At 48.0% G+C, this 23,865-nt stretch carries 21 protein-coding genes and 3 tRNA genes; 8 read left to right on the top strand and 16 right to left on the bottom strand.

Going from position 1 to position 23,865, the window contains the following annotated elements:
* Positions 1-4: 4 nt before the first annotated feature.
* The 8 genes from nusA to ACXAFQ_RS07850 form a co-directional block, all read right to left on the bottom strand.
* The gene (gene nusA, locus ACXAFQ_RS07885) at positions 5-1,507 is read right to left on the bottom strand and encodes a transcription termination factor NusA (RefSeq protein WP_070125248.1); all 1,503 of its coding nucleotides are present in this window, start codon (positions 1,505-1,507) and stop codon (positions 5-7) included.
* A 47-nt stretch (positions 1,508-1,554) separates the two neighbouring features.
* The gene (rimP, locus tag ACXAFQ_RS07880) at positions 1,555-2,013 is read right to left on the bottom strand and encodes a ribosome maturation factor RimP (protein WP_070125249.1); all 459 of its coding nucleotides are present in this window, start codon (positions 2,011-2,013) and stop codon (positions 1,555-1,557) included.
* A gap of 290 nt (positions 2,014-2,303) precedes the next feature.
* Positions 2,304-3,317 (bottom strand): response regulator, encoded by a 1,014-nt coding sequence (locus ACXAFQ_RS07875; protein ID WP_070125250.1) that lies wholly within the window; start codon positions 3,315-3,317, stop codon positions 2,304-2,306.
* A complete protein-coding gene (locus tag ACXAFQ_RS07870; RefSeq protein ID WP_474819601.1) occupies positions 3,310-6,639 on the bottom strand; it encodes an MHYT domain-containing protein in 3,330 nt (1,109 codons plus the stop codon). Before ACXAFQ_RS07870 ends, ACXAFQ_RS07875 begins: the two co-directional genes overlap by 8 nt.
* A gap of 203 nt (positions 6,640-6,842) precedes the next feature.
* Positions 6,843-6,919: transfer RNA gene (locus ACXAFQ_RS07865), tRNA-Met, on the bottom strand.
* Between the two features lie 32 nt (positions 6,920-6,951).
* Positions 6,952-7,028 (bottom strand) — tRNA-Met (locus ACXAFQ_RS07860).
* Positions 7,029-7,064: 36 nt separating this feature from the next.
* Positions 7,065-7,141 (bottom strand) — tRNA-Met (locus tag ACXAFQ_RS07855).
* A 161-nt stretch (positions 7,142-7,302) separates the two neighbouring features.
* Positions 7,303-7,608 (bottom strand): 4a-hydroxytetrahydrobiopterin dehydratase, encoded by a 306-nt coding sequence (locus ACXAFQ_RS07850; RefSeq protein WP_474819599.1) that lies wholly within the window; start codon positions 7,606-7,608, stop codon positions 7,303-7,305.
* Positions 7,609-7,849: 241 nt separating this feature from the next.
* Here ACXAFQ_RS07850 and ACXAFQ_RS07845 point away from each other — a divergent pair, with 241 nt between their 5' ends.
* The 5 genes from ACXAFQ_RS07845 to hemN all read left to right on the top strand — a co-directional run bounded on the left by ACXAFQ_RS07845 (position 7,850) and on the right by hemN (position 13,878).
* Complete coding sequence (locus ACXAFQ_RS07845; protein ID WP_474819596.1) at positions 7,850-8,245, top strand: DUF3718 domain-containing protein; 396 nt, start codon at positions 7,850-7,852, stop codon at positions 8,243-8,245.
* A 220-nt stretch (positions 8,246-8,465) separates the two neighbouring features.
* Positions 8,466-8,861, top strand: a complete 396-nt coding sequence (locus ACXAFQ_RS07840; protein WP_474819592.1) for a DUF3718 domain-containing protein — start codon at positions 8,466-8,468, stop codon at positions 8,859-8,861.
* A 273-nt stretch (positions 8,862-9,134) separates the two neighbouring features.
* Positions 9,135-9,413 (top strand): hypothetical protein, encoded by a 279-nt coding sequence (locus tag ACXAFQ_RS07835; protein WP_474819590.1) that lies wholly within the window; start codon positions 9,135-9,137, stop codon positions 9,411-9,413.
* Positions 9,414-9,752: 339 nt separating this feature from the next.
* Positions 9,753-12,326 carry a TonB-dependent receptor gene (locus ACXAFQ_RS07830; RefSeq protein WP_474819588.1) on the top strand — a complete coding sequence of 858 codons (2,574 nt, stop codon included), beginning with the start codon at positions 9,753-9,755 and terminating at the stop codon, positions 12,324-12,326.
* A 181-nt stretch (positions 12,327-12,507) separates the two neighbouring features.
* Positions 12,508-13,878, top strand: coding sequence for an oxygen-independent coproporphyrinogen III oxidase (gene hemN, locus ACXAFQ_RS07825; RefSeq protein ID WP_474819585.1), 1,371 nt, complete (start codon positions 12,508-12,510; stop codon positions 13,876-13,878).
* Positions 13,879-13,883: 5 nt separating this feature from the next.
* Here the strand turns inward: hemN and ACXAFQ_RS07820 are convergent, their stop codons facing one another.
* From ACXAFQ_RS07820 to moaB, 7 genes are read right to left on the bottom strand one after another with little or no spacing between them, the layout of a single operon-like run.
* Positions 13,884-14,897 carry an ATP-binding cassette domain-containing protein gene (locus tag ACXAFQ_RS07820; RefSeq protein ID WP_474819581.1) on the bottom strand — a complete coding sequence of 338 codons (1,014 nt, stop codon included), beginning with the start codon at positions 14,895-14,897 and terminating at the stop codon, positions 13,884-13,886.
* Positions 14,885-15,562 (bottom strand): molybdate ABC transporter permease subunit, encoded by a 678-nt coding sequence (gene modB / locus ACXAFQ_RS07815; protein WP_070125261.1) that lies wholly within the window; start codon positions 15,560-15,562, stop codon positions 14,885-14,887. The genes ACXAFQ_RS07820 and modB overlap by 13 nt, the downstream gene beginning before the upstream one ends.
* A 10-nt stretch (positions 15,563-15,572) precedes the next feature.
* Positions 15,573-16,328 carry a molybdate ABC transporter substrate-binding protein gene (gene modA / locus ACXAFQ_RS07810; protein ID WP_474819578.1) on the bottom strand — a complete coding sequence of 252 codons (756 nt, stop codon included), beginning with the start codon at positions 16,326-16,328 and terminating at the stop codon, positions 15,573-15,575.
* A 17-nt stretch (positions 16,329-16,345) separates the two neighbouring features.
* Positions 16,346-16,804 (bottom strand): molybdenum cofactor biosynthesis protein MoaE, encoded by a 459-nt coding sequence (locus ACXAFQ_RS07805; RefSeq protein WP_474819575.1) that lies wholly within the window; start codon positions 16,802-16,804, stop codon positions 16,346-16,348.
* Entirely contained in the window at positions 16,805-17,053 is a 249-nt protein-coding gene (gene moaD, locus ACXAFQ_RS07800; protein ID WP_070125264.1) for a molybdopterin converting factor subunit 1, read from the bottom strand.
* A gap of 5 nt (positions 17,054-17,058) precedes the next feature.
* Complete coding sequence (moaC, locus tag ACXAFQ_RS07795) at positions 17,059-17,535, bottom strand: cyclic pyranopterin monophosphate synthase MoaC (RefSeq protein ID WP_474819570.1); 477 nt, start codon at positions 17,533-17,535, stop codon at positions 17,059-17,061.
* Positions 17,535-18,041 (bottom strand): molybdenum cofactor biosynthesis protein B, encoded by a 507-nt coding sequence (gene moaB / locus ACXAFQ_RS07790; RefSeq protein ID WP_474819565.1) that lies wholly within the window; start codon positions 18,039-18,041, stop codon positions 17,535-17,537. The genes moaC and moaB overlap by 1 nt, the downstream gene beginning before the upstream one ends.
* Positions 18,042-18,145: 104 nt before the next feature.
* Between moaB and ACXAFQ_RS07785 the strand changes: the two genes are divergently transcribed.
* Together ACXAFQ_RS07785 and ACXAFQ_RS07780 are read left to right on the top strand one after the other, a co-directional pair.
* Positions 18,146-18,907: a HesA/MoeB/ThiF family protein gene (locus ACXAFQ_RS07785; protein WP_474819562.1), complete on the top strand. Its 762-nt coding sequence runs from the start codon at positions 18,146-18,148 to the stop codon at positions 18,905-18,907.
* A complete protein-coding gene (locus tag ACXAFQ_RS07780; protein WP_474820360.1) occupies positions 18,908-20,032 on the top strand; it encodes a peptidase M14 in 1,125 nt (374 codons plus the stop codon).
* A 94-nt stretch (positions 20,033-20,126) separates the two neighbouring features.
* Here the strand turns inward: ACXAFQ_RS07780 and ACXAFQ_RS07775 are convergent, their stop codons facing one another.
* On the bottom strand, positions 20,127-22,478 hold the full coding sequence (locus ACXAFQ_RS07775) for a zinc-dependent metalloprotease (RefSeq protein ID WP_474820358.1): 2,352 nt from the start codon (positions 22,476-22,478) through the stop codon (positions 20,127-20,129).
* A gap of 348 nt (positions 22,479-22,826) precedes the next feature.
* On the opposite strand from ACXAFQ_RS07775, the gene ACXAFQ_RS07770 reads away from it, so the two are divergent.
* Entirely contained in the window at positions 22,827-23,858 is a 1,032-nt protein-coding gene (locus ACXAFQ_RS07770; protein WP_474819558.1) for a M14 family metallopeptidase, read from the top strand.
* The last annotated feature ends 7 nt before the right edge of the window (positions 23,859-23,865 follow it).

Genomic DNA, 23,865 nt, shown 5'->3' with positions numbered 1-23,865 from the left:
CCCCTTATTGACCTTCTTCTTCACCAAACCAGACGATATTCCGTGCCGCCATAATCAATTTTCCGGCGTCTTCTTCGGTCAGTCCTTCGATATCACTGATATCATCTGTTCCCTGCTCAGCCAGCTCTTCAAGGTCAGTAATTCCACGGCTAGCAAGGATATAGGCAATGTTCTTGTTCATACCGTCAAGGTTCAGCAACGCTTCTGTTGGCTCGGCGCCTTCCAGTGTCTCTTCATTAGCAAGAGCACGGGTAGTCAGCGCGGCACGTGCGCGGTTTCGCAGTTCTTCAACGGTGTCTTCATCGAGGCCATCAACGGCCAGTAATTCGCTAACAGGTACATACGCCACTTCTTCCAGTGTGCTGAAACCTTCGCTAGCCAGTAATTCTGCAAAATCTTCGTCGATGTCGAGACCTTCAACGAAAACCTGAAGCACTTTTGCAGTTTCTTCTTCGTGCTTCTTGTTCAGATCTGCCACTGTCATGACGTTCAGATCCCAGCCGGTAAGTTGACTGGCTAATCGTACGTTCTGACCGCTTCGGCCAATCGCTTGTGCTAAGTTGTCTTGTTCAACGGCGACGTCCATCATGTGGCTGTCTTCGTCAACAACAATAGAGGCAACTTCAGCCGGCGCCATTGCATTGATAACGAACTGTGCAGGGTTTTCATCCCACAACACGATATCAACACGCTCGCCACCCAGTTCACCCGATACCGCCTGTACACGCGAGCCACGCATACCTACGCAAGCACCAACAGGGTCGAGACGTTTATCGTTTGTCTTCACGGCGATTTTCGCACGAGAACCCGGATCGCGAGCTGCAGATTTAATTTCCAGTGTCTCTTCCGCAATTTCTGGTACTTCCAGACGGAACAGTTCAACCAGCATGTCAGGGTGCGTACGGCTAATAAACAGCTGTGCGCCACGTGCTTCTGGACGAATCACATAAAGCAGGCCGCGAACACGGTCACCCGGACGGAAGGTCTCGCGAGGCAGCATATCGTCACGGTAAATAACACCTTCAGCGTTGTTTCCTAGGTCGATGATGATGTTGTCACGGTTTACTTTCTTAACGGTACCGGTTACCAGTTCACCGACTTTGTCTTCGTATTCAGCAACCATTTGCGCACGCTCGGCTTCACGTACTTTCTGTACGATGACCTGTTTTGCGGTTTGCGTAGTAATACGGTCGAATTTAATAGATTCAATCTGTTCTTCTACGTAATCGCCCAGCTGTGCGTCAGGATCGTCAACCTGTGCGGCAGACAGCGACATTTCCGCGTAAGGGTTTTCCTGCTCATGGTCATCAGCAACAACCAACCAACGGCGGAACGTATCGAAATCACCGCTAGTACGGTTGATGCTCACGCGCACTTCGATCTCGCCTTCATTTTTCTTTTTGGTCGCGCTAGCGATTGCGTATTCCAGTGCTTCAAAGATCTTTTCTCTAGGCACTTGTTTTTCATTTGAAACGGCTTCTGCCACTAACAAAATTTCTTTATTCATTTTCGCCTCACTGATGCTTTCTTACGCCGAAAGCGGGTGCTGTTCCATTAGTCAAATGTGGGAACAATGTTTGCTTTTTCGATATTCGCCACAGCTAACTGGAACTGCTGGCCATCCACTTCTACGTTGATCATGCCATTCTCACATGACAACAACTTTCCTTTGAAATTACGTCGGTCGTTCATAGGTACCGTTAGACGTACCTGAACAACTTCACCGAGAGACTGTTCATAATGCTTCTCTTTGAACAGCGGGCGATCCATACCCGGAGAAGAAATTTCCAGGTTGTATTCCGTATTGATGGGGTCTTCAACATCAAGAATTGCACTTGCCTGGTAACTGACTTCGGCACAATCGTCTACAGTTATGCCATTTTCGTGATCAATGAAAACGCGCAGAATAGAATGTTTTCCGGCACGTACAAATTCAACGCCCACTAATTCATAACCCAGTGCTTCTACACCCGGCTCAAGCATCTCGGTCAGTTTATCTTCAAGCTTTGCCAATCCTTACCTCCAAAAACGAAAAAAGGGCATAAAGCCCAACTACCTGATTTGTCTGTTATCTTTACTCAACAAATCAGTTTAAAAACAACAAAAAGCCCCGGACCAGCGGGGCTTTTTGCATGAATCTGAACCCTGTCTGCCAACGGCAGTTGCAAACGATACAGGTTTAACTACGTTATAATTGTAGAAAAGTTTGCAAATTTAGTTAGGCGTATACCGCTAAACTGCGTTTCCGGTAAGCCCGCTGACTAACTAATTGTGGCGCATTATACTGGCACTCTGGCCAGATATCAACTCAGTAAAGGCATTGGATCGTCATCTTTCCAGCGTTCGCGAATTTCCAGGATTTGGTCGAGGCACTGTTCGAGTAACGGAACCAGCGCCGGGTCGAAATGAATACCGCTTTGCGATCGTATAAAATCCAAGGTTTTATCTACGGGCCATGCTTCTTTGTAAGGTCGACGACTGGTTAACGCATCGAATACATCCGCGATGGCAACTATTCGTCCTTCAATTGGAATATCCTCGCCCGCCAGGCCACCAGGATAACCGCTTCCATCCCATTTTTCATGATGCGTGAGCGCCACATCACGTGCCAGCTTCAATAATTCGGTGTCGGCATCACCAAGGATTTCAGCACCAATTTGCGGGTGTGTCTTCATGATTTCGAACTCGGAATCGGTCAGCTTACCTGGTTTAAGCATGATGCTGTCTGGAATGCCTATTTTACCAATATCATGCATGGGCGCGGCATGTAAAAGCATATCCGCACGGGCTTCGGAAAACCCATACGCCCGTGCAATCACCTTAGAATAGTGGCTCATGCGCATCACATGCATGCCTGTTTCGTTATCTTTATATTCCGCAGCTCGACCTAAACGCTGAATTACTTGCAACCGGGTACGTCTTAGTACATCGGCCTGAACAAGAGAAAGGTGGGTCTTCACCCGCGCAAGTACCACAGGTGGTGAGATTGGCTTGGTGATGTAATCTACGCCGCCCACAGCAAAGCCTTCCGCTTCATCAGTAGCTTCACTCAATGCAGTAACAAAAATAACCGGGATAGATTTAAGCACAGGATGTTTTTTTAAATGCGTACATGCCTGGAAACCTGTCATTTCCGGCATCATCACGTCCATCAAAATAAGATCGGGTTGTTGTTTTTCTGCCAACTTAATGGCTTCGTCACCGCTTTTAGCAAAATAAAGCGTGTAATCTTTCGATAGCAACTGCTTTAGCACCCGTAGATTAACCGGTTCATCATCCACAAGCAGTAAGCGTGGTTTATCTGTACCGTTAGTCATAGTCTATTCCTGTTTCTTCAAGCTTCTCAATGAGCTCGTTTATACGCACTACAGCGCGTTCGAATTCAAAGTCGTCCATATCCTGCAAAATGCACTGTACCTGTACATTATAGCTGCCAAAATAATGCCCTTCACAGTAAGCAACAATAGTTTCGTCAAACTGATTTTGCTGAGCCGAATCAAGTAATGAGGCTAAAATTCGCTTTAATGCCCCTTTATTGACTTCTTCTAAGGCCTCTTCTTGGGTGGGCGCTGTCTGTTGCGCTAATTGATTTTCCACTTCTCTTAAGGCTGCCTTTAAGGTGGGAATATCTTCAGCTGACAAATGGTCGTTACGGGCATTGCGCTCAAATTCACCTGCTACGTTCATCACTCTGACCAACCCAAGGTTACCACTCACTCCTTTCATGCCGTGTAAATGACTGATTACTTGCTCCATGTCTTCTACCACCAGGCACTGTACCAACTGGGTGAGTATCTCTGACGCGGTAGACAGGAAACGACGAATTTCTCGCTCTAATGTAACTTTATCGCCCCAAAGCTGCGTTCCCCGTCTAAAATCAATTACGCTATTTGGGTCGCTGTCTGTTGCGTCAGTGGCTTCTGCAACCGTTGTGTATTCGAACCCGAGTACCCGGGCAATTTCAGCAACAAGTGTGGGAAAATCGATGGGCTTATTGGCAAAACCTTCCATGCCCGCGTTTTGCGCATCCAGTTTATCTTGCACCAACACACTTGCAGTAAGGGCGATAATTGGAAGCTGTTTCAAACCTTTCGCCTGCTCCCACTCCCGCCGGTTTGCAGCAGCTGTCAGACCATCCATAACCGGCATTTGGAGGTCCATGAGCACCACATCAAAATTGCCGGTTTTCATTTTTTCAAATGCCAATTTGCCGTTTTCAGCAAAATCCACACTGTGGCCGGCGCGGTTAAGCAACAAGCTAATCAGATCAACGTTTTGTGATATGTCGTCGACCACCAGAACATGCAGCGGCGGAAGGTCAATAGACGCCACCTGAGTCACCTGCTCCTGCTCGCTTACCGGGGTAATTGGTAGACGAAAAGTAAAGTTTGTTCCTCTGCCCTGTTCACTGGATACTTGAATATCTCCACCCATGAGTTCTACCAGTTGTTTACAAATGGTAGTGCCCAAACCGGTGCCGCCGTATTTTCTGCTCATCGATGCATCAGCCTGAGCAAATGCATCAAATACACGACTCAATTGTTCTTCGGTCATGCCGATACCGCTATCAGACACAGAGAACTCAACCCCGTTCTCTTGGGGATGAACACTCAGCGTAATTTCACCGTGTGCGGTAAATTTCACAGCATTACTGATTAGATTATTCAATACTTGGCGGAGCCTTTCCGGCACACCATAATAGTAATCACTCAGCAAAGGCGAAACGCTGACTTGCAGATCCAACCCTTTGCGTTTCGCATCTAACCAATAAGTTGAAATTACCGTGTCGATTTCCTCAGAAATGGCAAAATTTCTATAATCCAGCTCTAGCTTTCCTTTATCAAGCTTGGCACTGTCGAGAATATCATTCAGTAAATGAAGCAACGAACGGGCCGAACGGTTTATCGTAGTCAGGTGTTTGTGCTGGCCATCTGTTAGCTTTTCATCCAGCAAAATATCACTAAAACCAATGATGGCATTCATGGGAGTACGAATTTCATGACTCATATTCGCCAGGAAACTTGCTCGAGACGCCGCGGCTTCTTCAGCTTCATTTTTGGCATCCCGTAGTGCGACTTCCATTTCCTTACGGGAAGTTATATCCATAATAAAGCCGTCAACCCAACTTACTTCATTATCAGCGTTGTCGACAATAGACCCATATTCGCGCATCCATTTGGTTTCACCATCACGGTCAATAAGCCGGTATTCCACATAAAATTCGCTATCAGTTTGTCGAGCAGCCTGATAGGCCGCTTTATCGTCAGGATGTACTAGATCAAAAAGGTTGATGCGTTCATCTTCACGGGTAAAGGCATCTGTGGTATAGCCAGTAATTTCCTCAATGGCATTGTTCACAAATACCAGAGGCATACCCTCAGAATTCAAACTGCGATAAGCAATGCCAGGAATATTGCTGAAGAACGAACGGAAACGCGCCTCATTGTCGCGAATGGTTTTTTCCATCTGCATTCGCTCGCGATTATCCGACATATTAATCACGAACAAATGTTGCTCACCCAATTGGGTGTGTCCGATCCCAATTCTTACGGGAACCGGTTGAGAATGGTTATCCAGGGCATATAAATCTTTACTGAAACGGGACGACTGCTTTTGCTGCGAAGATTGGATTTTTGCGAAAAAGCGGGAATCAAAGGTCTGCTCTTCAGATTTTTCCATGAGTGAAGCGAAAGGTTGGCCAATAAGCATCGACTCGTCCCAGCCCAATATTCTGCTCACCGCTTTGTTCATATTAAGGATAGTGCCCAGGCTATTTACCGTAATAATGCCGTCGATTGCGGTATCCATAAGCGCAACCTGGGTGCGTCGGCTGTTTTCCGCTTTTTGCGAAATATCCATATAGCGAAACAAGGAAGTAACACCAATAACTACGCCGATGATGACTAAGGTGAAGAAACTCACATAACCTGCCAGCACATAGGAAATACTCTGATCTTGCATGCTGGACTCAAACCCTGGTGGTGCGACAAAACGGGCTGCGGCCATGCCGGTATAATGCATGGCAGTAATCGCACAACCCATCACCACACTGGCAATAACCCGGGTGCCTTTGAAGCCCTTTGCCATAGCGATGCGTTTGAGCCCGAATTTAATCCACAGAGCTAACATAGCCAGTGAAACGGCCACGACAATTGAAAGGCTAAACATGGGCAGGTTGTAACGAAGAAGCGGTGCCATTTCCATCGCAGCCATGCCTGAATAATGCATGGCGCCAATACCACTGCCAACAAGCACACCACCCACCAACACTTGAACGAAGCGAACCTGCCGGCGAGTCAGGCTTCGCAACGCAACGTACGCCGCCAACATGCCAGGGATGAAAGACAGAAACGTGGTTTTAGTATCGTAGGAAATTGGCGTACACAATTCGAAAGCAAGCATGCCAATAAAATGCATCGCCCAAATGCCGCCGCCTAAAGCGAGACTGCCTAACGCAAGTAAGATTGCCTTGCGTTTACGGTTGACTGATTGCGCGGCCTGCCCTGCCACCAGAAAAGCCATATAAGACGCAAATATTGAGATGCTTATAGAAAGCACCATAAGTGAAGGGGAGTATTCGCCAGTGAGTAAAAGTGAAGATTCAGGAATGACGAAAAACGACATCAGCCATTCGAGCATAGGGCGCCCTGTTATTGTTATTTATCTATGGTAAGACTAGCAGGTATTTATTCTGTCTCAAATCATTGATTATGCAAATGAGACGGATGCCGCAACTGAAGCGATTATTTTTCAGATGTGAATTAAAAAAACTCACTGCGGGCGCAAAAAAGAAAGTGGGTTTGGAATTGCGAATATGTTTATAGAAAACTAAGAAAGGTATTTGGTTGCGGGAGCAGGATTTGAACCTACGACCTTCGGGTTATGAGCCCGACGAGCTACCAGACTGCTCCATCCCGCGTCCGAAAAGGGGTCTTATCTTTAATTACGAATTGGTTGCGGGAGCAGGATTTGAACCTACGACCTTCGGGTTATGAGCCCGACGAGCTACCAGACTGCTCCATCCCGCGTCCGTAAAAGATAAGTCTCAACAAGTAATTAGGAATTGGTTGCGGGAGCAGGATTTGAACCTACGACCTTCGGGTTATGAGCCCGACGAGCTACCAGACTGCTCCATCCCGCGTCCGAATTACTCCATTAGCTTGGCTGGATATTTCCGCCTCGCCGTTGAGTGGTGCGTATTATACATACGCACGTTACCTTGGCAAGGGATCGCATCATTTATATTTCATTTTATTGACTGAATGGACAATAAACCAGCATACCGCTCAAACTCCCGCCAATTCAGGCGAGTAGACTCTCCATTTTTGCTGCCAATTTAAAGTCGAGTTCCGAAATTCCACCTGCATCGTGAGTGGTTAACGCCACATCAACCCGGTTATATACATTAAACCACTCCGGATGGTGTTTAAGCTTCTCTGCCCAAATGGCCACTTCCGTCATCCAACCAAATGCTCTGATAAAATTACGAAAGATGAAGGATTTTGTTAGTTTGCCATCTTGCAGGATCCACTTTTTATCTTCAGATAAAGACGAATTTAAATCTTTAAGCGCGTTATTTACTTCATCAACATTCAATTTTGCCGTCATATTCACCTCCGTTATCATTGCTTCTACTTTCCTCTCAACGCCCCGTAGATACAAGCCTTGAAGATAATTAATCTAACCCATTCAGTGGATTAGCTTCTTTACACTGCCCTACTTTTGGTTATAACTCCTAATACCTATGTGTCGCTCAAATGCTTTTCTCGTCACCGGAAAATAGGTTTACTAGATAGCGAACAAACAACACCACTTTATTTTAATAACAATTACTAACGAGTACTTAACCATGTTGAAAACTGTTAAAACTTCTCTGATCGTAGCTTCAATGGCATTTGGTTTTTCTGGCGCTGCGCAAGCAGATATTAATGAAGCATTAGCGAATATCTGTACTATCGTGCAAGCCGATGATAAAGGTGAATTGCGTAAAAAAATGCGCCTAGTGGAATCAGATTACCGTTTGAAGCTTCGCGACTACTATTCAGGCGTCACCTGCAGCGGCAACAGCCTGATCAGAACAGCATTTGCTAACAATGCCGTTGAAGCAGGTACGCTGCTCGTGAAAAAAATGCCTAAAAGCGACTTGTCTGCGCCAGAAGCCGATGGCAAAACGCTGCAAGCCTGGGTGAACGAATCAGGTTATCAAGCCAGCCCAATCGCTGAAGAGTTAACCAAGCGCCTGTAACAAATATGCTATTTCTATAACCATTTCAACATGGTTGCAGGCTTGAGCCTGCACTCAAAAAGCGGCCCCTGGCCGCTTTTTTTCATAGTCCTGGCGAATTAGGTTTTGCACCTTATACCTAAGTATTACCGCGCTTCTTTTACCAATGACGGTTGTGGTGTTTACTTATTAGCGAACAAACAACCCCCTTTTTAAACCATTATTCTCTGAGGAATTAACCATGTTGAAAATTGTTAAGACTTCCCTTCTGATTGCTGCTACCGGTCTGGGATTCGCAGGCACAGCGCACGCAGATATCAACGACGCACTTGCTAACATTTGTACCATTGTACAGGCTGACGACAAGGGCGAGCTGCGTAAGAAAATTCGTTTAGTCGAGTCTGACTACCGCTTAAAGCTCCGTGATTACTATTCAGGCGTAACCTGCGGTGGCAACAGCCTGATTCGTACCGCGATTATGAGTAACGCGGTTGAGACCGGCACCTTATTAGTTAAGAAAATGCCCAAGAGTGATTTAGGGTCGCCGGAAACTGACGGTAAGACGCTTCAAGCATGGGTGAGTGAAACAGGTCATCAAGGCAGTCCAATTGCTGCCGAACTGGCAAAGCGTCTCTAATCGTTAAGCGCAACGCCACTACCATTTCAACATGGTAACAGGTTTAACACCTGTACTTTGAAAGCGGCGATAACGCCGCTTTCTTTTTTTGGAATGAACATAAAACAAAGATAACTTATTGAATTTTAGTTAATTGATGCCATGGCAGTATATTCCTACATACCTTGGTATTAGCTTTAGCCTTTATTTGCGTTGTTAACTAATCTTTAATTACAGCCGAACAAACAACATCTTCCTCAGGCGTCCAAAGCGCTTTTTAAAAAAGGTGAGTCAATGAATAAACTAACTAAAATTGTTTTACTAAACGCATTGCTCTTGGCCTGTGCAACCGCCTCTGCAAACATGGGAACATCTGCTGACGCGGCAACAACCACTGCCAACCCGATTGAGAAAAAAGCCCGCTCAGGACTAGACATTAACTTCCAGCGCGTACTTTCGGCTAAATCGCTGCCAAATGAAAATTCGCTAAGTGCTGCAGACGCATTACAAAGCAGCGAAAAATCCCGCCTGTTTAAGAAACTACCAGACCATCTTGTTGCGGCAAATCCGTAGCAAGTTCACCAGGGAGGGTGACACCTTCAACATGGTACGCAGAGTAAAATCTGCATCTCCGCGGCCCACTTGTTGGGCCGCATCTTATTAGGCCTCTTGCGCTCTTCTCATCCGCTTACCTCGCAGACTCTAGTCATATAACCACCGCTTTCCATGAGCGTTACTTTTCTTACTTCATTTACATTTATATACAACTTTAGCTTTGTATGACTTTTATCGGTCACAAATCCCGATTACAATTCGTCGCGAATTTTCGGCGCTTCGTCATGGATGTAAGACGACTCGGCATTTTCAATGGAATGAGCGACATAAAATAAAAACACTCGAAAGGATACGCTCATGTCATCAGTGACATACTCAATCCCTTTTTCATTTTCAACTGTTGCTCTTGCGCTATGCATGCATTCCGGTATCGCTGTAGCGGCAACAACAGAAGTCGACGACAAGAAAAAAGAACATCCGTTAGAACGGATTGAGGTTACCGCACAGAAGAGAACGCAGGATCTTCAGGATGTGCCTGTTGCACTTACGGTGGTATCTGGCACCGATATCGCAGAAAGCGTGTCTCTGGATATCTATGATCTACAAGGCTATGTTCCCGCTTTTCAAGCATTTCAAAGCCAAAGTGCAACAAACTCCAGTTTTTCTGTGCGTGGCATAGGCACATCATCGCAAAATTTTGGCTTTGAATCTTCTGTCGGGCTTTATGTTGATGGCGTCTACCGTTCACGTCAGAATGCAGTCATAAACGATTTGGTGGATATCGACGCAGTTGAAATTCTGCGCGGTCCTCAAGGCACGTTATTTGGCAAAAATACACCGGCAGGTGCCGTGGTTTTCCGCAGCAAGGCAGCAACTTTTGAAAATGGCGATGGCTTTGTCAGTGGTACACTGGGCAGTGACAACCTGTATCGCTTAAGTGGTGCCACTTCTATTAACCTTGTTGACGATAGACTTGCTGCACGCGTATCAGGTTTCACCACCCAGCGGGATGGTTGGATTGACGATGTAAACCTCGGGCCTAATACGATTAATAACAGAGACCGTTCAGGTGTGCGGTTACAAGCCCTATATACGCCGAATGAAGATGTAAGCATTCGCGTTATCGCCGATTATGCAGAGCTCGATGAGCATTGTTGCGGGGCACTAACACTGCAAAGCAATACTGTCGCCAATGATATTGCTGGCAAATTTGGATCTGATGCGCTGCTTATGATGCCGCCCGTCAGTGCCACTTTATTCGGTGGCGACTCTTTTTACGACTACACCACAGCCCTGTCCGCCCTACCTGTTTCAGCAATGACCGACAAAGGGCTTTCTGCCGAAGTAAATTGGCAAATATCCAACACGCTACTTGTCACATCAGTCAGTGGCTGGCGCAGCTTTGACAGCCTCGACACTACCGATACCGACTTTACCGATGCAGATATGCTCAGCACCACAAACGATGCGGGTCAGCAAGCGTTTTCCCAAGAACTCCGGGCAACGTACAGTCGAGATTCGGTAACCGTAATAGGTGGACTCTATTATTTCAGTCAAAATCTCGGACTAAACTTTGATATCACCACTGGCGAAGAATTTCCGTTATTTTTTGCGGCCTCGGCAACAGAACTCACGCCGCTGATAGAGGGGCTCAATGGTCTTAGCGCTGCTAGTGGCGGCTTGATCGCGCCTGCAGCTCCAGCCACCCCGGCAAACACGCAGTTCGCCCATACTGCCTATCAGGAACAAGACAGCATAGCCGTATTTGGCCAGAGTGACTGGCAATTTACCGAGCATTTCACCCTTACTACGGGATTACGCTACACCCGCGAAGAGAAAACCCTGGTGGGTCGCTACACTGAACAAGGGCCGGGTATCAATGGTTTACCACTTGACCCTGCGCTGCTCCCCAATCCCACACTGGCCGGCGCAGCCCTTGGTGGGATTGCGCAGGCGTTGGCAAGCGGTATTCAACCGGAATTGTCACAATTAGCCGCCCTCGCGCCCTTTCAACAAGCTGGATGGGGTTACTTTTTCCTTGGCACTGCCTCCGTGCTGCCGCGAACAGCTCTGGATGAAAGCCGTAAAGACAACCAAATCACGGGCACAGTAAAACTGAGCTGGCAGCCCGACAATGACCGCCTGTACTACGCCAGTGTCGGCACCGGGTTTAAATCTGGCGGTATGAATACCGACCGTATTGCCGAAGGACTGGATCCGCAATTTAATGCCGAAAAAGCCACCGCGTTTGAAGTGGGCTTGAAGCAAGACATCGACGCACTGAATTTACGTATCAATGCCGCAGCACATCACACCCGCATTGATGACTTCCAGGCATCGACCTTTACCGGATTTGGCTTCAACCTGCAAAATGCTGGCGACCTGAGTACCAAAGGTTTTGAACTGGAAATAATTTGGTTTCCTACCACAGACACCCGGCTAGGCGTGAACATGGCCAGAACCTTAGCCACATTCGACAAGTTTGAAAAAGGCACTTGCTGGGTAGCCTATAGTTGGCACACGGGCATCGATGATCCCGGTCGCCCCTCAGCTGATGCCCCCTACTGTTCTCGTACGGGAGACAGACTGGGTTTTGAACCTGAAACAACCATTGGCGTCAATCTTGAGCACACTATCAACATCGGCGCCTATCCATTCTTGCTGGCGTTGGATTATCAGTATACGGGTGATTTGTACCTCGACGACTCCAACGATCCTTACAAACATGTGGACAGCTTCGATATCGTTAACGCCCGTATAAACATGAACATACCGCAATGGGATATGGACGTGACACTATGGGGCCGCAACGTGTTAGACGAAGAGTACATTGCCCGCAATGGCTTCGATGTACCCGTGCAAGCCGGTAAGCTAATGGCTTACCCAGGTCAGCCAGCGTCTTACGGGATTACCTTGCGAAAAGCCTTTTAATTACAGATTCATCGAGCTTGTTAATGCGCACTGCTAGTCACGCTGGCAGTGCTTTTTTTGTGCGCTAATTTTCGAACTGCGAATTCCTTACAACATTCTGCAAAATATTGAATCAGATCAATTTTTGCCTGCTAGCCGGTGGTTATACTTTCTGGGTATTCAAAGACAAACCGGAAAAAGCATGGCTATCAGCGAACTCTTCGACCCCGCACGTATGCAAAAATACAATATCAACGGGCCTCGATACACCTCTTACCCTACAGCCCTTGAATTCGGTGAAATCACGCATTCGTCACCGGTTGAGCATGCATTATCGCAGTCGAAGGCACGAAGCGTTTCGCTTTATCTGCACATTCCGTTTTGTCATAGCCTTTGCTATTACTGTGGCTGTAATAAAGTGGTTACCCGTCATAGTGAAAAAGCTGATCGCTACTTAGATTATCTTGCCAAGGAAATGGCAATCCGCTCAGCCGCTTTTGCGGGTAGAAAAGTGGAACAAATTCACTTAGGCGGCGGCACACCGAGCTTCCTCAGTGAACGCCAACAAACGCGTTTAATGACACTAATAAAAGCCAATTTTGATGTGATCGATGATGCCGAAATCGGAATTGAAATAGATCCTCGCCGGGTAATGCCGCAATACCTCAAACACTTAGCCAACCTGGGATTTAATCGGCTGAGCATTGGCGTACAAGATACCGATTACAAAGTACAAGACGCTATCAACCGGGTACAAAGTACATCTCATATTGCCCACTTGGTGGACTACGCCAGAGCCGTGAATTTTAAATCAGTGAACCTAGATTTGATTTATGGCCTGCCCCACCAGACACCAGATACCTTTGCCACAACACTTGCTGCGGTTAAAGCCATGCAACCAGAGCGAATTAGCTTATTCAGCTATGCCCATTTACCCACACGCTTTGCGGCTCAACGTAAAATTAGGGGTGAATGGCTGCCCAAACCTGCGGAAAAAACTGCACTTATGAAGCAAGCTGTGGAAAGCCTTACCCGAATTGGCTATGAACTGATTGGCATGGATCACTTTGCACTGCCCGACGACGAACTCGCCGTTGCTCAGCGCAATGGAGAACTACACCGTAATTTCCAAGGCTACACCACCCGTGGTGATTTAGATTTACTGGGATTGGGCGTATCTTCCATTAGCGCCATTGGTAATGCGTATCTGCAAAACCCGAAAACCTTAAACGACTATTATGGTCAGTTAGATAGTCAACAGGAGCTAGCCCATCGCGGATTATTTCTGTCGGCATCTGACATGTTGCGGGGCTATGTGATTCAGCAACTCATGTGCAACCTGTTTTTGTGTTTTGGCGAGGTGGAAAAGCGTTTCGCCATTGATTTCACCCATCACTTTGCCGCTGAGTTGGAGGCATTGAAAGAATTTGCTGAGGACGGTTTACTGAAGATAACCGCTGACGGGATCACTGTACTCCCTTCAGCCAGGCTGTTCATACGTATTATCTGTATGACATTTGACGCTTACCTAAAAGACACGGCGCACCAGCACCGTTATTCACGGGTGATTTAATTTGTCTATCGAAGTTTAAAGCGAGCGGTGACGGTTTCCCCCACTTTAAAGTGCAGGCGCTCCTGCGATAGCTGACTGATAAGTGCAAATATCTGCGTCTGTCCGGTTTTAAGTGTGAACATTAATTGCCCGTCTTGGCTGTCGGAAATGCCTTCAATGACGCTTTCCAAGCCGTTCACAATTGATGAAGCATTCGCTGCTTCGCGATCGACGCTGATATCTCTGGCGTCGATGGTGAGCATGGCTTCATTGCCATCAATAACCGGGAAGCGACCGTAAATCAGCTGTCCTTCACAGCGTATGGCATAGCAATTTTGCTCTTCCAGATGCGCTTCGAGCTTTCCAGTAAATACGGAGAAGCGTTGTTCAAAGCCGGGTAATTGTGAAGTCAGTTCAGCCAACACATTGTCGCTTGGCCCTTGATGAACAATGGTTCCCGCATCCATCCAGGCCATATAGTCGGTGTACAACGCCAGTTCTCGTAGATCGTGAGAAACCATCAAAATCTTCAATCCACCACGGCTCAGTGTGGCAAGATATTTCAGTACTTCATGTTTCAGACTGTCATCGAGTGCACTCACCGGTTCATCTAACAATAAAATAGCCGGCGAATTGAGGATGGCGCGCGCGATAGCCACCCGTTGGGCTTCTCCTCCGGATAACGTCTCTGGCATACGCGTCATGAGATGATGACATTTGCAACCCAACACCACCTCATCGAAATGATGGGTTTGCTGTTTAGCAAAGTCTGCTGCCAATAAGAGATTTTGACCTACCGATAAATGGGGAAATAACAAGCTGTCCTGAAAAACCAGTCCAGTACGAACCCGGGCAATGCGCAGCGCGTCCCACTGTCCGTTCACCTTAGCAGCACGACTAAGTCCAGCAAGGCAGCGCAAAAGCGTAGACTTGCCCGCCCCCGACGGACCGCTTAGCCCCACGAATCTGGCACTGGCAGGGAAATCTAACCGAACACCCAGGCTAAGGTTGTCGCCGGTTGTATTAACTACGACTTCCATGCTGTCACCCCGTTGCGGTTATAGCGGTACAACAGCGCCATCAATAGGAATGAAAACACCAATAAGCCAAACGCTAACGCGTGCGCCTTACCGTACTCCATGGCTTCCACGTGCTCGAACAGCGCGATAGACAATACCTGCGTTTCGCCAGGAATGTTGCCACCAATCATGAGAACCACACCAAATTCGCCCACTGTATGAGCAAAGCTCAAGCCCAGCGCCACCATAAAGGCTGGCTTACAAATTGGCATAATGATGCGGCGGAAGCGGGACCATTTCGACATGCCCATGGTGCGCGCCACATCAATGTATCGGTTATCCAGTTGAAGGAAACTCGCGTAAAGCGGTTGTACTGCAAACGGTAAAGAATAAATTAGTGAGCCGATCACTAGCCCGGCAAATGAAAACGCCAATTGCTCACCAGTAATAAGCTGCCAAAGTTCTCCTGCGACGGCATTCGGAGAAAAAACCACCAGCAGATAAAATCCCAGAACGGTGGGCGGTAATACAAGCGGTAACGCGACGACAGCAAGCACCAGGTTTTTCGCTTTGTGTTGCCAACGCGACAACTTCCAGGCCAGCGGCGTTGCAATAAGCATCAATAACACACTGGTGAAAAGCGCCAATTTCAGCGTTAGCCAGATAGCGTCAATATCGCTTTGCATTTATCGGCACCTACCTTTTACCGGCTGATTGGTATCCCCAATCCATGAGGCTTTTTTGCACCTTTGCAGAAAGGAGATATTGCATAAAGCGGCGGGCGGCATACGGATGCTCGCTGTCTTTGATGACCACCATTTTCTGAACGATTGGCGCATGAAAATCATCAGGAATGAGCAGATAAGGATAATTGCTGCGCTTAACCAGCGACCAGGCGACAAACGCATCATCCACATTGCCCGACGTAAAATACTGATACGTCTGCAGGATATTTTTGCCCTGTACTTGTCTGAACGGTAGCGCGGCATCTGGCGGTAGTGTGCCCAATGCCTGAGAGGCGGCCAGCCCATAAGGAGCTAATTTGGGATTGGCAATGGCCACAGGCTTGTCGAATTTTCGGGAAACAAAAACGTTAAGTGAATCCGGCGCACCGCTGCGAGAAACCAATGCCAGGCGGCCAGTAGCATATGTGCGAAGAGTTTGTTTTTCTGCCAATCCTTCCGCCACCAGCTTTTCAGGACGCAAAGCATCAGCAGAAAGGAATACGTCAAACGGCGCGCCGTGCTGAATTTGCGCATACAGCGTGCCACTGGAACTTACCGTGATAATGGGTTTAATGCCGTTTTTCTTTTCAAACGCTTCAGCAAAATGCTTAACCGGTTGAGCGAAATTAGCAGCAACGGCAATATTCACCTGCTGCTCGTCGGCATGGGCAGAAACATTGAACATCACAACAAGGACACACAACGCTTTTACTATCCATCTGTTCATAATGATCCTGAAAAGTTTTATTTTTGATTCAGCCACTTCATGGCAGCTTCTTCATCGCTGGCTTTTGCTGCAATCCAGATTGCGTCGCCGTCCTGATGCTCTTTCTTCCATAAAGGCACGGATTTCTTCAGCATATCCATAACAAATTCAGCCGCTTCAAATGCGGCCTTACGATGACTAGCGGCACAACCCACCCACACAATGGGCTCGTGATTACCCACAAACCCATATCGATGGACAATACCGGCACTGTGCAGATCAAACTGCATTTTCGCCTGTTCGAGCAATTTCATCATCGCGGCTTCAGTCATTCCTGGATAATGTTCCAGGCTAATACCGTCTATGCCACCTTCATTATTGTAATCCCGCACCAAGCCGGTGAAGGTAACAATTGCACCTGCATTCGTCGCCTTTGCTTTCAATCGTGTGTTGTATGCCTGTTCATCAAGGGCGGCATCGGTGACTTCTGCAAACATTTAGCCTCCAGTTACGGGCGGGAAAAAAGCCACTTCGTCGTTGTCTTTGATCTGACTATCGTCATCACCCAACTCCTGATTTACCGCACACAGTACGCCGTCTGCCAGTACCTGCTGCCAATTCGCTGAACGCGCTGCGAGCATAGATTTAAGCTGAGAAACCGTACTGCATCCATCAGGCAATGGTAAAGCCAGGCTATCTTCGCCCGTGATCTCCCGGACCTGAGCAAAGGTCTTTATATTAATCATGCACCTTACTCCGCTAGCCACTCACCAGTTTTACCGCCGCGCTTCTCGAGAACGCGTACACCCTCTAGGCGCATACCAGGATCGATGGCTTTACACATATCAAATAAGGTCAGAAGTGCAACATTTACACCCGTTAACGCTTCCATCTCCACGCCGGTTTTACCGCTAACTTTACAAAAGCAGGTGGTGCGAATGCGTTTTAAATCGGTCTGCAATTCAAAGTTAATGTCTACTTTATTCAGCGCCAGCGGATGGCACAGTGGAATAAGGTCAGCACAGCGTTTCGCGCCCTGAATACCCGCCACCCGAGCAACAGCGAACACGTCGCCTTTCATCACCTTGTGATCAGATATTGCTGTAATCACTTCATCAGAAACATGCAGAAACCCTTCTGCCATCGCTTCTCTTCGTGTTTCCTGTTTGTCAGATACGTCCACCATGTTGGCTTCGCCACTAGCATTCAGATGACTAAACCCCGCCATTACAGCTCTCCGGTGAGATGTTTCACAAAGTTACAAGGGCGGTATTCTGAATCTAGTTGGCTTTTAATGATGCCATCCCAAGCAGTGCGGCAAGCGCCTGTGCTGCCTGGTAAGCAGAAAATCACCGTGCGGTTAGCAAAACCCGCAATGGCCCGTGACTGCACAGTAGATGTGCCAATTTCCTGAAAACTTAAATGACGAAACAGTTCACCGAAACCATCGACGGTTTTATCAAACAGTACCGACAAGGCTTCAGGGGTAGAATCGCGGTGTGTAAATCCCGTTCCGCCCGTTACCAGAATGCCGTGAATATCAGCATCGCAAATCCAGGCCGATACAATGGCGCGCTGGGCGTAGATATCATCTTTCACCAGGTCGCGGGCGGTTAGTGTATGGCCAGCGGCTTCCAGGGCTTCAACCAGGTACGCACCAGAGGTGTCGCTTTCCAGTGTTCGTGTGTCTGAGATAGTAAGAACGGCAAGATTCAGTGATACTGCTGATGACATGAAAATTCCTGATAAATTTCATCCAGGTTGTGACAAATCGTCGTTTCCAATACGATATCTGAAAATCGACTAACCTGGTCGGTGACTGAGATTAATAAATTACTATGCCAGATACTTTAACGCATACTCAAGCTATGCGATACAACCGCCACATCGTATTGCCCCAATTTGATATAGATGGCCAGGAAAAACTGCTGAACGCCCGTATTCTGCTCATTGGAATGGGCGGCCTGGGCAATGCTGTAGCACAAAGCCTGGCTGCTGGCGGCGTGGGTGCACTCACGTTGATAGACGACGACAAGGTAGAGCAACATAATTTACCCCGCCAAATTTTGTTCACCGATGCTGACTGCGGCCAGTTTAAAGTTGACGCGGCCCGCTCCCAGCTCGGCGCACTGGCACCAGACTGCCGCATTACGCCCCTGCGTGCCCGCTTAAGTGATGAAGCATTGCTGGAGCAAGCCAGTCAGCATGACATCATCGTCGATTGCACAGACAACCTTGCCAGTCGGCGACAAATTAATCAGGTGAGCGTTCAAGCGGGTATTCCCCTGATAAGCGGGGCAGCAATCCGTTTTGAGGGACAGCTATTTGTTAGTGTACCGGGTGACGGTAAGGCCTGCTACGGCTGTGTAGAAAAGCGCTTTAACATGGCAGAACTGAGCTGCAATGAAGCCGGCATTCTGTCACCGGTGGTAAGTATGATTGGCATTGCACAAGCACACCTGGTAATGCAATGCCTCAGCGGATTTGGCACACTACCCACAGGTGAACTGCAATTATTCGATGGCCTCAATTTTCAGTGGCAAAAATTTAAAGTATCGCCTCATCCAGCATGCAACATCTGTAACAATACGGCAGAATAAATAATGACAACAATGACCAAGTCCCACATGGTGGTGGCACAAAATGCCTCTGGCAGAAGTATGAATGTGCCGATTTACCGGTTCAAAGGCGCGGTGCCAGGGCCAACAGTGTACATTCAAAGCTCCATTCACGGTGCAGAGGTACAGGGAAATGTGGTAATTTATCAGCTTATCCAGGCTTTAAAAGAGCAGGATGTGGCTGGTGAAATCATTCTGGTGCCGAACTGTAATCCTATTGGGACCAACATCAAAGCTGGCGAGTACACGTTAGGCCGCTTCGACCCGGTTAACGGTACCAACTGGAACCGAGGGTATTTCTACGATGAAGAAAAGGTGTATGCATTCGCCGATACGGTGAACGAGAACGACGATATTAGTACCATTCGTGATGATTTTCGTACCTATTGGGCAGAATGTATCGCTGAAAAACTGGCCTCCCCCTGGGGATTAGGCTTAGCCCAACAGCTAAACCTGAAACTACAACAACTGGCGGTGAACGCAGACTTTGTGCTCGATTTGCACAACGGGCCAGTGTCTACCCGCCACGTTTATATTCCTGAATATGCGAAAGATTCAGCCACGCTGTTTAACTTTCCACATTGTATTCTTATTCCTAACAAATTTGCCGGTGCACTAGACGAGGCCACCTTTTGCCCGTGGTGGACGTTGCAAAACGCACTTTCAGCCCGATTTGATCGTAGCATTCAATTTGGTATCGAGGCGTTCACCCTGGAAATGGGCAGTCAGGAAGTCATTCAATTCTCTGAAGGGAAAGTAGATGCTAAGAGTATTCTTACCTATCTGACGGCCAAAAATGCTTTACCCCACTCCTCCCTAGAGCCTGCGGCCATGAAAAGAGTGGGCGTTATGCTTAAGGACTACAAAACCCTGTTTACCCAATGGGGTGGCATGGTGGAATACTGCGTGAAGCCCGGTGATTGGGTTAAGCGTGGTGAGACGATTGCCAGGGTACTGAACATTGACGAGCTGGATACCGAAGCCGGCTGTTTTGCGGTAGAAGCCCCCTGCGACCTAATACCAATGCTGCATTTTCCGTCGGCGTCAGTGCTCAGCGGCACACAATTGTTTAAGGTATTCACGAACTACTTCACACTCACGGAGTAAACGTTGCGCGAAAATATGGCGCAATATCACACAATAAAAAAGCCCGATTTTCTCACAGAGATCGGGCTTTTTGATGTGTAAAGGAGCGTACTTTTTAAATTGGCGAGCCCGGTGGAAGCGGCTTCACGTCGAATGCCCCTGGCCACTTGCCTGTGTCGAAGTATACGCCAAGCTGATCATGTAGCACCTCAGAGCCGGCGAACTTGCTGTCGTCGTCTAGCCAGTCGGCAAATTTCAGTACCGCATCATCGATTACCAGCTTCACTTCCGGTGCCAGATCATCAGACATCGCGGTTTTTACTATCGCATTAAGTGCAACTAAACGAAGACGGGCGTTGAGTCCGTAGTCGGCTTGTTTGTTGTCGTACCAATGCAGCTTGAAAATCCGCTCCACGATTTGCTCAACGCTGGGAATACCCCGACTCTGACTGGCCTGCCAGGAAAGACGGTTTAACCGCTCTGGCGCAAGCAATAAAGTTAAACTGTAGTTTGCTGCGGCTTCGGCGGCAGAAACCGGATCAAAGGCCAAGCCCATACGGCTGTTGAATTGCTCACGGGTAATATCATCGCCAAAGGCGGTCGGAGGAATAAGTGATAGCAGCGCAGTAGGAAGCTCGAGGAACGCTGGGGATGTCGCTTCCAAAAGTTGCTTAAGCGCTTGCTTCTGACGCTCTGCCGCCACAAACGTCACCCCTTTCGGTTTGTCATAATCACCCTTACGCTCGTACTCATAATTCAATCCGCCAATTTGCTTCGCCACGGCTTCAAGCTGATAGCGATGTGAGAGATACACGGGCACCAACGCATCTTCAATAGACGATAAGCTCGCATTGTCAGCAATGGTATTCAGCCCCATGTTTGACAGAGCCAGCTTCCGTATTTTTACCATCTCGTCGAACGCTTTAAGCGGGTCACTGCCGTTATCCCACATATGACCATTGCTTGATGGGTGCGATGAAGAACGGGTATCCCAGTCGGTTTTAAACGACAGTCCCTGCGCTCTCGATTGCGATAATAATGCAGCCAGGCCTGCTTGTTCGGCTTCTGCCGTGGCGTAATCCTGATAACCATAGGCAATCGTATGCAGATCCCATTTGCCCATACCGGTTGCATAGGCGTTATCCAGTACAATGTTATCGTTTTTCACCGACAACATGGGATGAGGATAATCCATCACCGATTCACGGCCGTTCTCACTGGCGGCGAAGTTGTGGGCAATACCCAGCGTATGGCCAACTTCGTGCGCAGCCAACTGACGGATGCGGGCCAGCGCCATTTCTTTTTGCGCTTCTGTGGTTTGTTCACCATCAAATGGGCTGGTTAGGCCCAGCGCGATAAGAAAATCCTGACGAACACGTAAAGAGCCCAAAGTAACATTCCCTTTCAGGATCTCACCGGTGCGGGGATCACGCACAGAATAACCGTAAGACCAGCCCCGGGTAGCACGGTGCACCCAGTGAATCATGTTATAGCGCAGATCCATAGGGTCAGCGCCCTCCGGCAACACTTTCACCTGAAACGCATCTTTGTAGCCTATGGCTTCAAACGCCTGGTTCCACCAACTCGTTCCCTCGCGAAGTGCACTCATGACAGGTTCAGGGATGCCTGGGTCGAGGTAATACACAATCGGTTCGACGGCTTCGCTAACATCGGCATCCACATCTTTTTTATGTAACCGATGGCGGGAAATATACTTCACTTCGGTGGGTTCGGTGATATCCGTGGCGTAATCAAAGTAACCCTGTTTCCAGAAGCCCGAATACGGGTTATAAGCGCGAGGAGAATAACCGTCTTCCGGTAATTCAACGAAGGAATGATGCAGGTGCACAGTCAGGCTTTCTGCTGATGGCGTAACCTGGCTCACATAGTCCCCGGGATTGCTTCCTGCAAAGGTAACAATGGCTTCCAGTTCGGTATTTTTGGGAAACGCTTTGCTGCGGGGCATATACACGGCACTTCGGGCGGCATCAACGTTATAGCTGCCTTGCTTAGCTCTCGATAACCGTTTAGCCACGCCATGCACATCACTCAGCAGGTACTGGGTGTAATCCACCAGCACACCATTGTCACTTGCCGCAACGGCAGTAAAACCGGCCAACACGGAATCGGCAAAAGCTTCATCGATACTTGCCAGTTCAGCGGCATTTTCAGACACCGAGCGATAGCGGGTATTAAGCTCTTTCATCAGCAACTTATTACCGTGTCGTTCAAAAGCCACCAGATGGCCTTCCCCTAACTGACCGCGATCCAAACCAATATCGTTGGAACCTACACCTTGAGGCAGACTGGTCTGCAGTAACATCTGTTCATCGAGTTTGTTTACGTGCAGGTATATTTTGTCGCTGCTCGCATCGTAATAGAACGGCAAATAGCCATCCTTGCGGGTCATGTCTTTAGTGAATTCTGTCACCGACGGCAACGCGGCCCATAGTGGCGTGCTAACCATCAATAACAGAAACGTCAGGGATTTGCGCAAAGTGAGTTCTCCATGTTAATGCTGCATTTGTTATTATTCATTTTCTTTTAGCTGACTGGCGGCGAAGCATCGAAGGCACCTTGTCATATTATTCAGTCAGCTGAAAACGTCTATTCGCTGCCATTTAATATCCTACCCTACCCTGAAAATTCAAACGCTGGCAACCGCTCTCGATCAATATGGGCGGTTTTGCGATTAAGATGCATTGCCGGTAGATAACCAAGATGACCTGTCCCGTTGATCTGCGTCAACGCACAAAAAACCGCAGTGACTATGCTCTCAATGAATGCTAAACGATAAGCGAATACAGGATGAATTATGACCGCAGCGTTTCGGGACTACAGTATCGAACAGAATGGTGTGTACCATTTTTATGATCTCAATCCCGAGATCTTGCCTCAAACACCTTCAGAAGTGATTCAACAATTACCCGGCCCATCCGTGCTGCACATTAACGGCAGAACTGATAGCTGTCGTGTTATCACCGCGCTGATCCATGGCGACAGTGCGAACAGTTTGCGTGCCCTGTTAGCAACGCTAAAAGACGGAGGCGCACCGGCAACCAACGTGAAGGTGATTATTGTCTCTGTCGAAGCGGCAAAATTAACACCGGTGTTTAGCCATTCGTATTTACCCGGCCAGCGAGATTTAAATCGTTGTTTTCGCGAGCCCTTTCTCTATCAATCTGATCACCTTGCCAATCGGCTGTTAAATTATCTTGAAACATGGCGTCCGCAATCCGTGGTCGATATTCACGATACCCTGACCATGACGCACGCCTTTGCAATATCAGTGTGTGAAAATCATGCACATAAAGTGCTTGCGTCTTACTTCACCGATTTACTGATTTTTTCGCCCATCAGTATTGGCGCCTTAACCGATTTAAACATTGGGTGTCCGATCATTTCAGTGCATGCGCCCAGTGATTATGCAGGTATTCAGCAGTGCAACCTGTATAAAAACCTAATGCGATTCTGGCAGACCGATGTATTGCAGCAACAACAAGAAGTGAGCGTGCTTTCACAACCGAGAAGATTGGAACTACGACGCAGTGCGGCGCTGACATTTTCTGATAAACCGGTTTTCGGTGTGAACTGTACTCTACGGCAGGATATCGAAAATTGCAGCTTTACCGTTCAGCACCCCGGCGATGTACTGGGCTGGGTCGATCATAACAAGCTCGCGCATTTTCGCGTGGTGGGTCGAACGCCGAGAGAAAAAGTGTCTGACTTTTTCTGTGCCGATGATAACAGTCTCACGGTAGCCCAACCCATGAAACTGTTTGTGTTAGGTAAGAGTACCGACCTGGCCAAATCGAATTGCCTGTTTTACTTCAGTACCGGTAGCTAGCGCTTCA

The sequence above is a fragment of the Alteromonas sp. ABH2_165 genome (assembly GCF_056159945.1).
This window is presented reverse-complemented; position numbering and strand designations above follow the sequence as displayed.

What these genes read in the sequence shown, in the direction of transcription:
- nusA (WP_070125248.1), bottom strand. Translation starts at nt 1,507, where the DNA reads ATGAATAAAGAAATTTTGTTAGTGGCAGAAGCCGTTTCAAATGAAAAA.
- ACXAFQ_RS07875 (WP_070125250.1), bottom strand. Translation starts at nt 3,317, where the DNA reads ATGACTAACGGTACAGATAAACCACGCTTACTGCTTGTGGATGATGAA.
- ACXAFQ_RS07870 (WP_474819601.1), bottom strand. Translation starts at nt 6,639, where the DNA reads ATGCTCGAATGGCTGATGTCGTTTTTCGTCATTCCTGAATCTTCACTT.
- ACXAFQ_RS07850 (WP_474819599.1), bottom strand. Translation starts at nt 7,608, where the DNA reads ATGACGGCAAAATTGAATGTTGATGAAGTAAATAACGCGCTTAAAGAT.
- ACXAFQ_RS07845 (WP_474819596.1), top strand. Translation starts at nt 7,850, where the DNA reads ATGTTGAAAACTGTTAAAACTTCTCTGATCGTAGCTTCAATGGCATTT.
- ACXAFQ_RS07840 (WP_474819592.1), top strand. Translation starts at nt 8,466, where the DNA reads ATGTTGAAAATTGTTAAGACTTCCCTTCTGATTGCTGCTACCGGTCTG.
- ACXAFQ_RS07835 (WP_474819590.1), top strand. Translation starts at nt 9,135, where the DNA reads ATGAATAAACTAACTAAAATTGTTTTACTAAACGCATTGCTCTTGGCC.
- ACXAFQ_RS07830 (WP_474819588.1), top strand. Translation starts at nt 9,753, where the DNA reads ATGTCATCAGTGACATACTCAATCCCTTTTTCATTTTCAACTGTTGCT.
- hemN (WP_474819585.1), top strand. Translation starts at nt 12,508, where the DNA reads ATGGCTATCAGCGAACTCTTCGACCCCGCACGTATGCAAAAATACAAT.
- ACXAFQ_RS07820 (WP_474819581.1), bottom strand. Translation starts at nt 14,897, where the DNA reads ATGGAAGTCGTAGTTAATACAACCGGCGACAACCTTAGCCTGGGTGTT.
- modB (WP_070125261.1), bottom strand. Translation starts at nt 15,562, where the DNA reads ATGCAAAGCGATATTGACGCTATCTGGCTAACGCTGAAATTGGCGCTT.
- modA (WP_474819578.1), bottom strand. Translation starts at nt 16,328, where the DNA reads ATGAACAGATGGATAGTAAAAGCGTTGTGTGTCCTTGTTGTGATGTTC.
- ACXAFQ_RS07805 (WP_474819575.1), bottom strand. Translation starts at nt 16,804, where the DNA reads ATGTTTGCAGAAGTCACCGATGCCGCCCTTGATGAACAGGCATACAAC.
- moaD (WP_070125264.1), bottom strand. Translation starts at nt 17,053, where the DNA reads ATGATTAATATAAAGACCTTTGCTCAGGTCCGGGAGATCACGGGCGAA.
- moaC (WP_474819570.1), bottom strand. Translation starts at nt 17,535, where the DNA reads ATGGCGGGGTTTAGTCATCTGAATGCTAGTGGCGAAGCCAACATGGTG.
- moaB (WP_474819565.1), bottom strand. Translation starts at nt 18,041, where the DNA reads ATGTCATCAGCAGTATCACTGAATCTTGCCGTTCTTACTATCTCAGAC.
- ACXAFQ_RS07785 (WP_474819562.1), top strand. Translation starts at nt 18,146, where the DNA reads ATGCCAGATACTTTAACGCATACTCAAGCTATGCGATACAACCGCCAC.
- ACXAFQ_RS07775 (WP_474820358.1), bottom strand. Translation starts at nt 22,478, where the DNA reads ATGGTTAGCACGCCACTATGGGCCGCGTTGCCGTCGGTGACAGAATTC.
- ACXAFQ_RS07770 (WP_474819558.1), top strand. Translation starts at nt 22,827, where the DNA reads ATGACCGCAGCGTTTCGGGACTACAGTATCGAACAGAATGGTGTGTAC.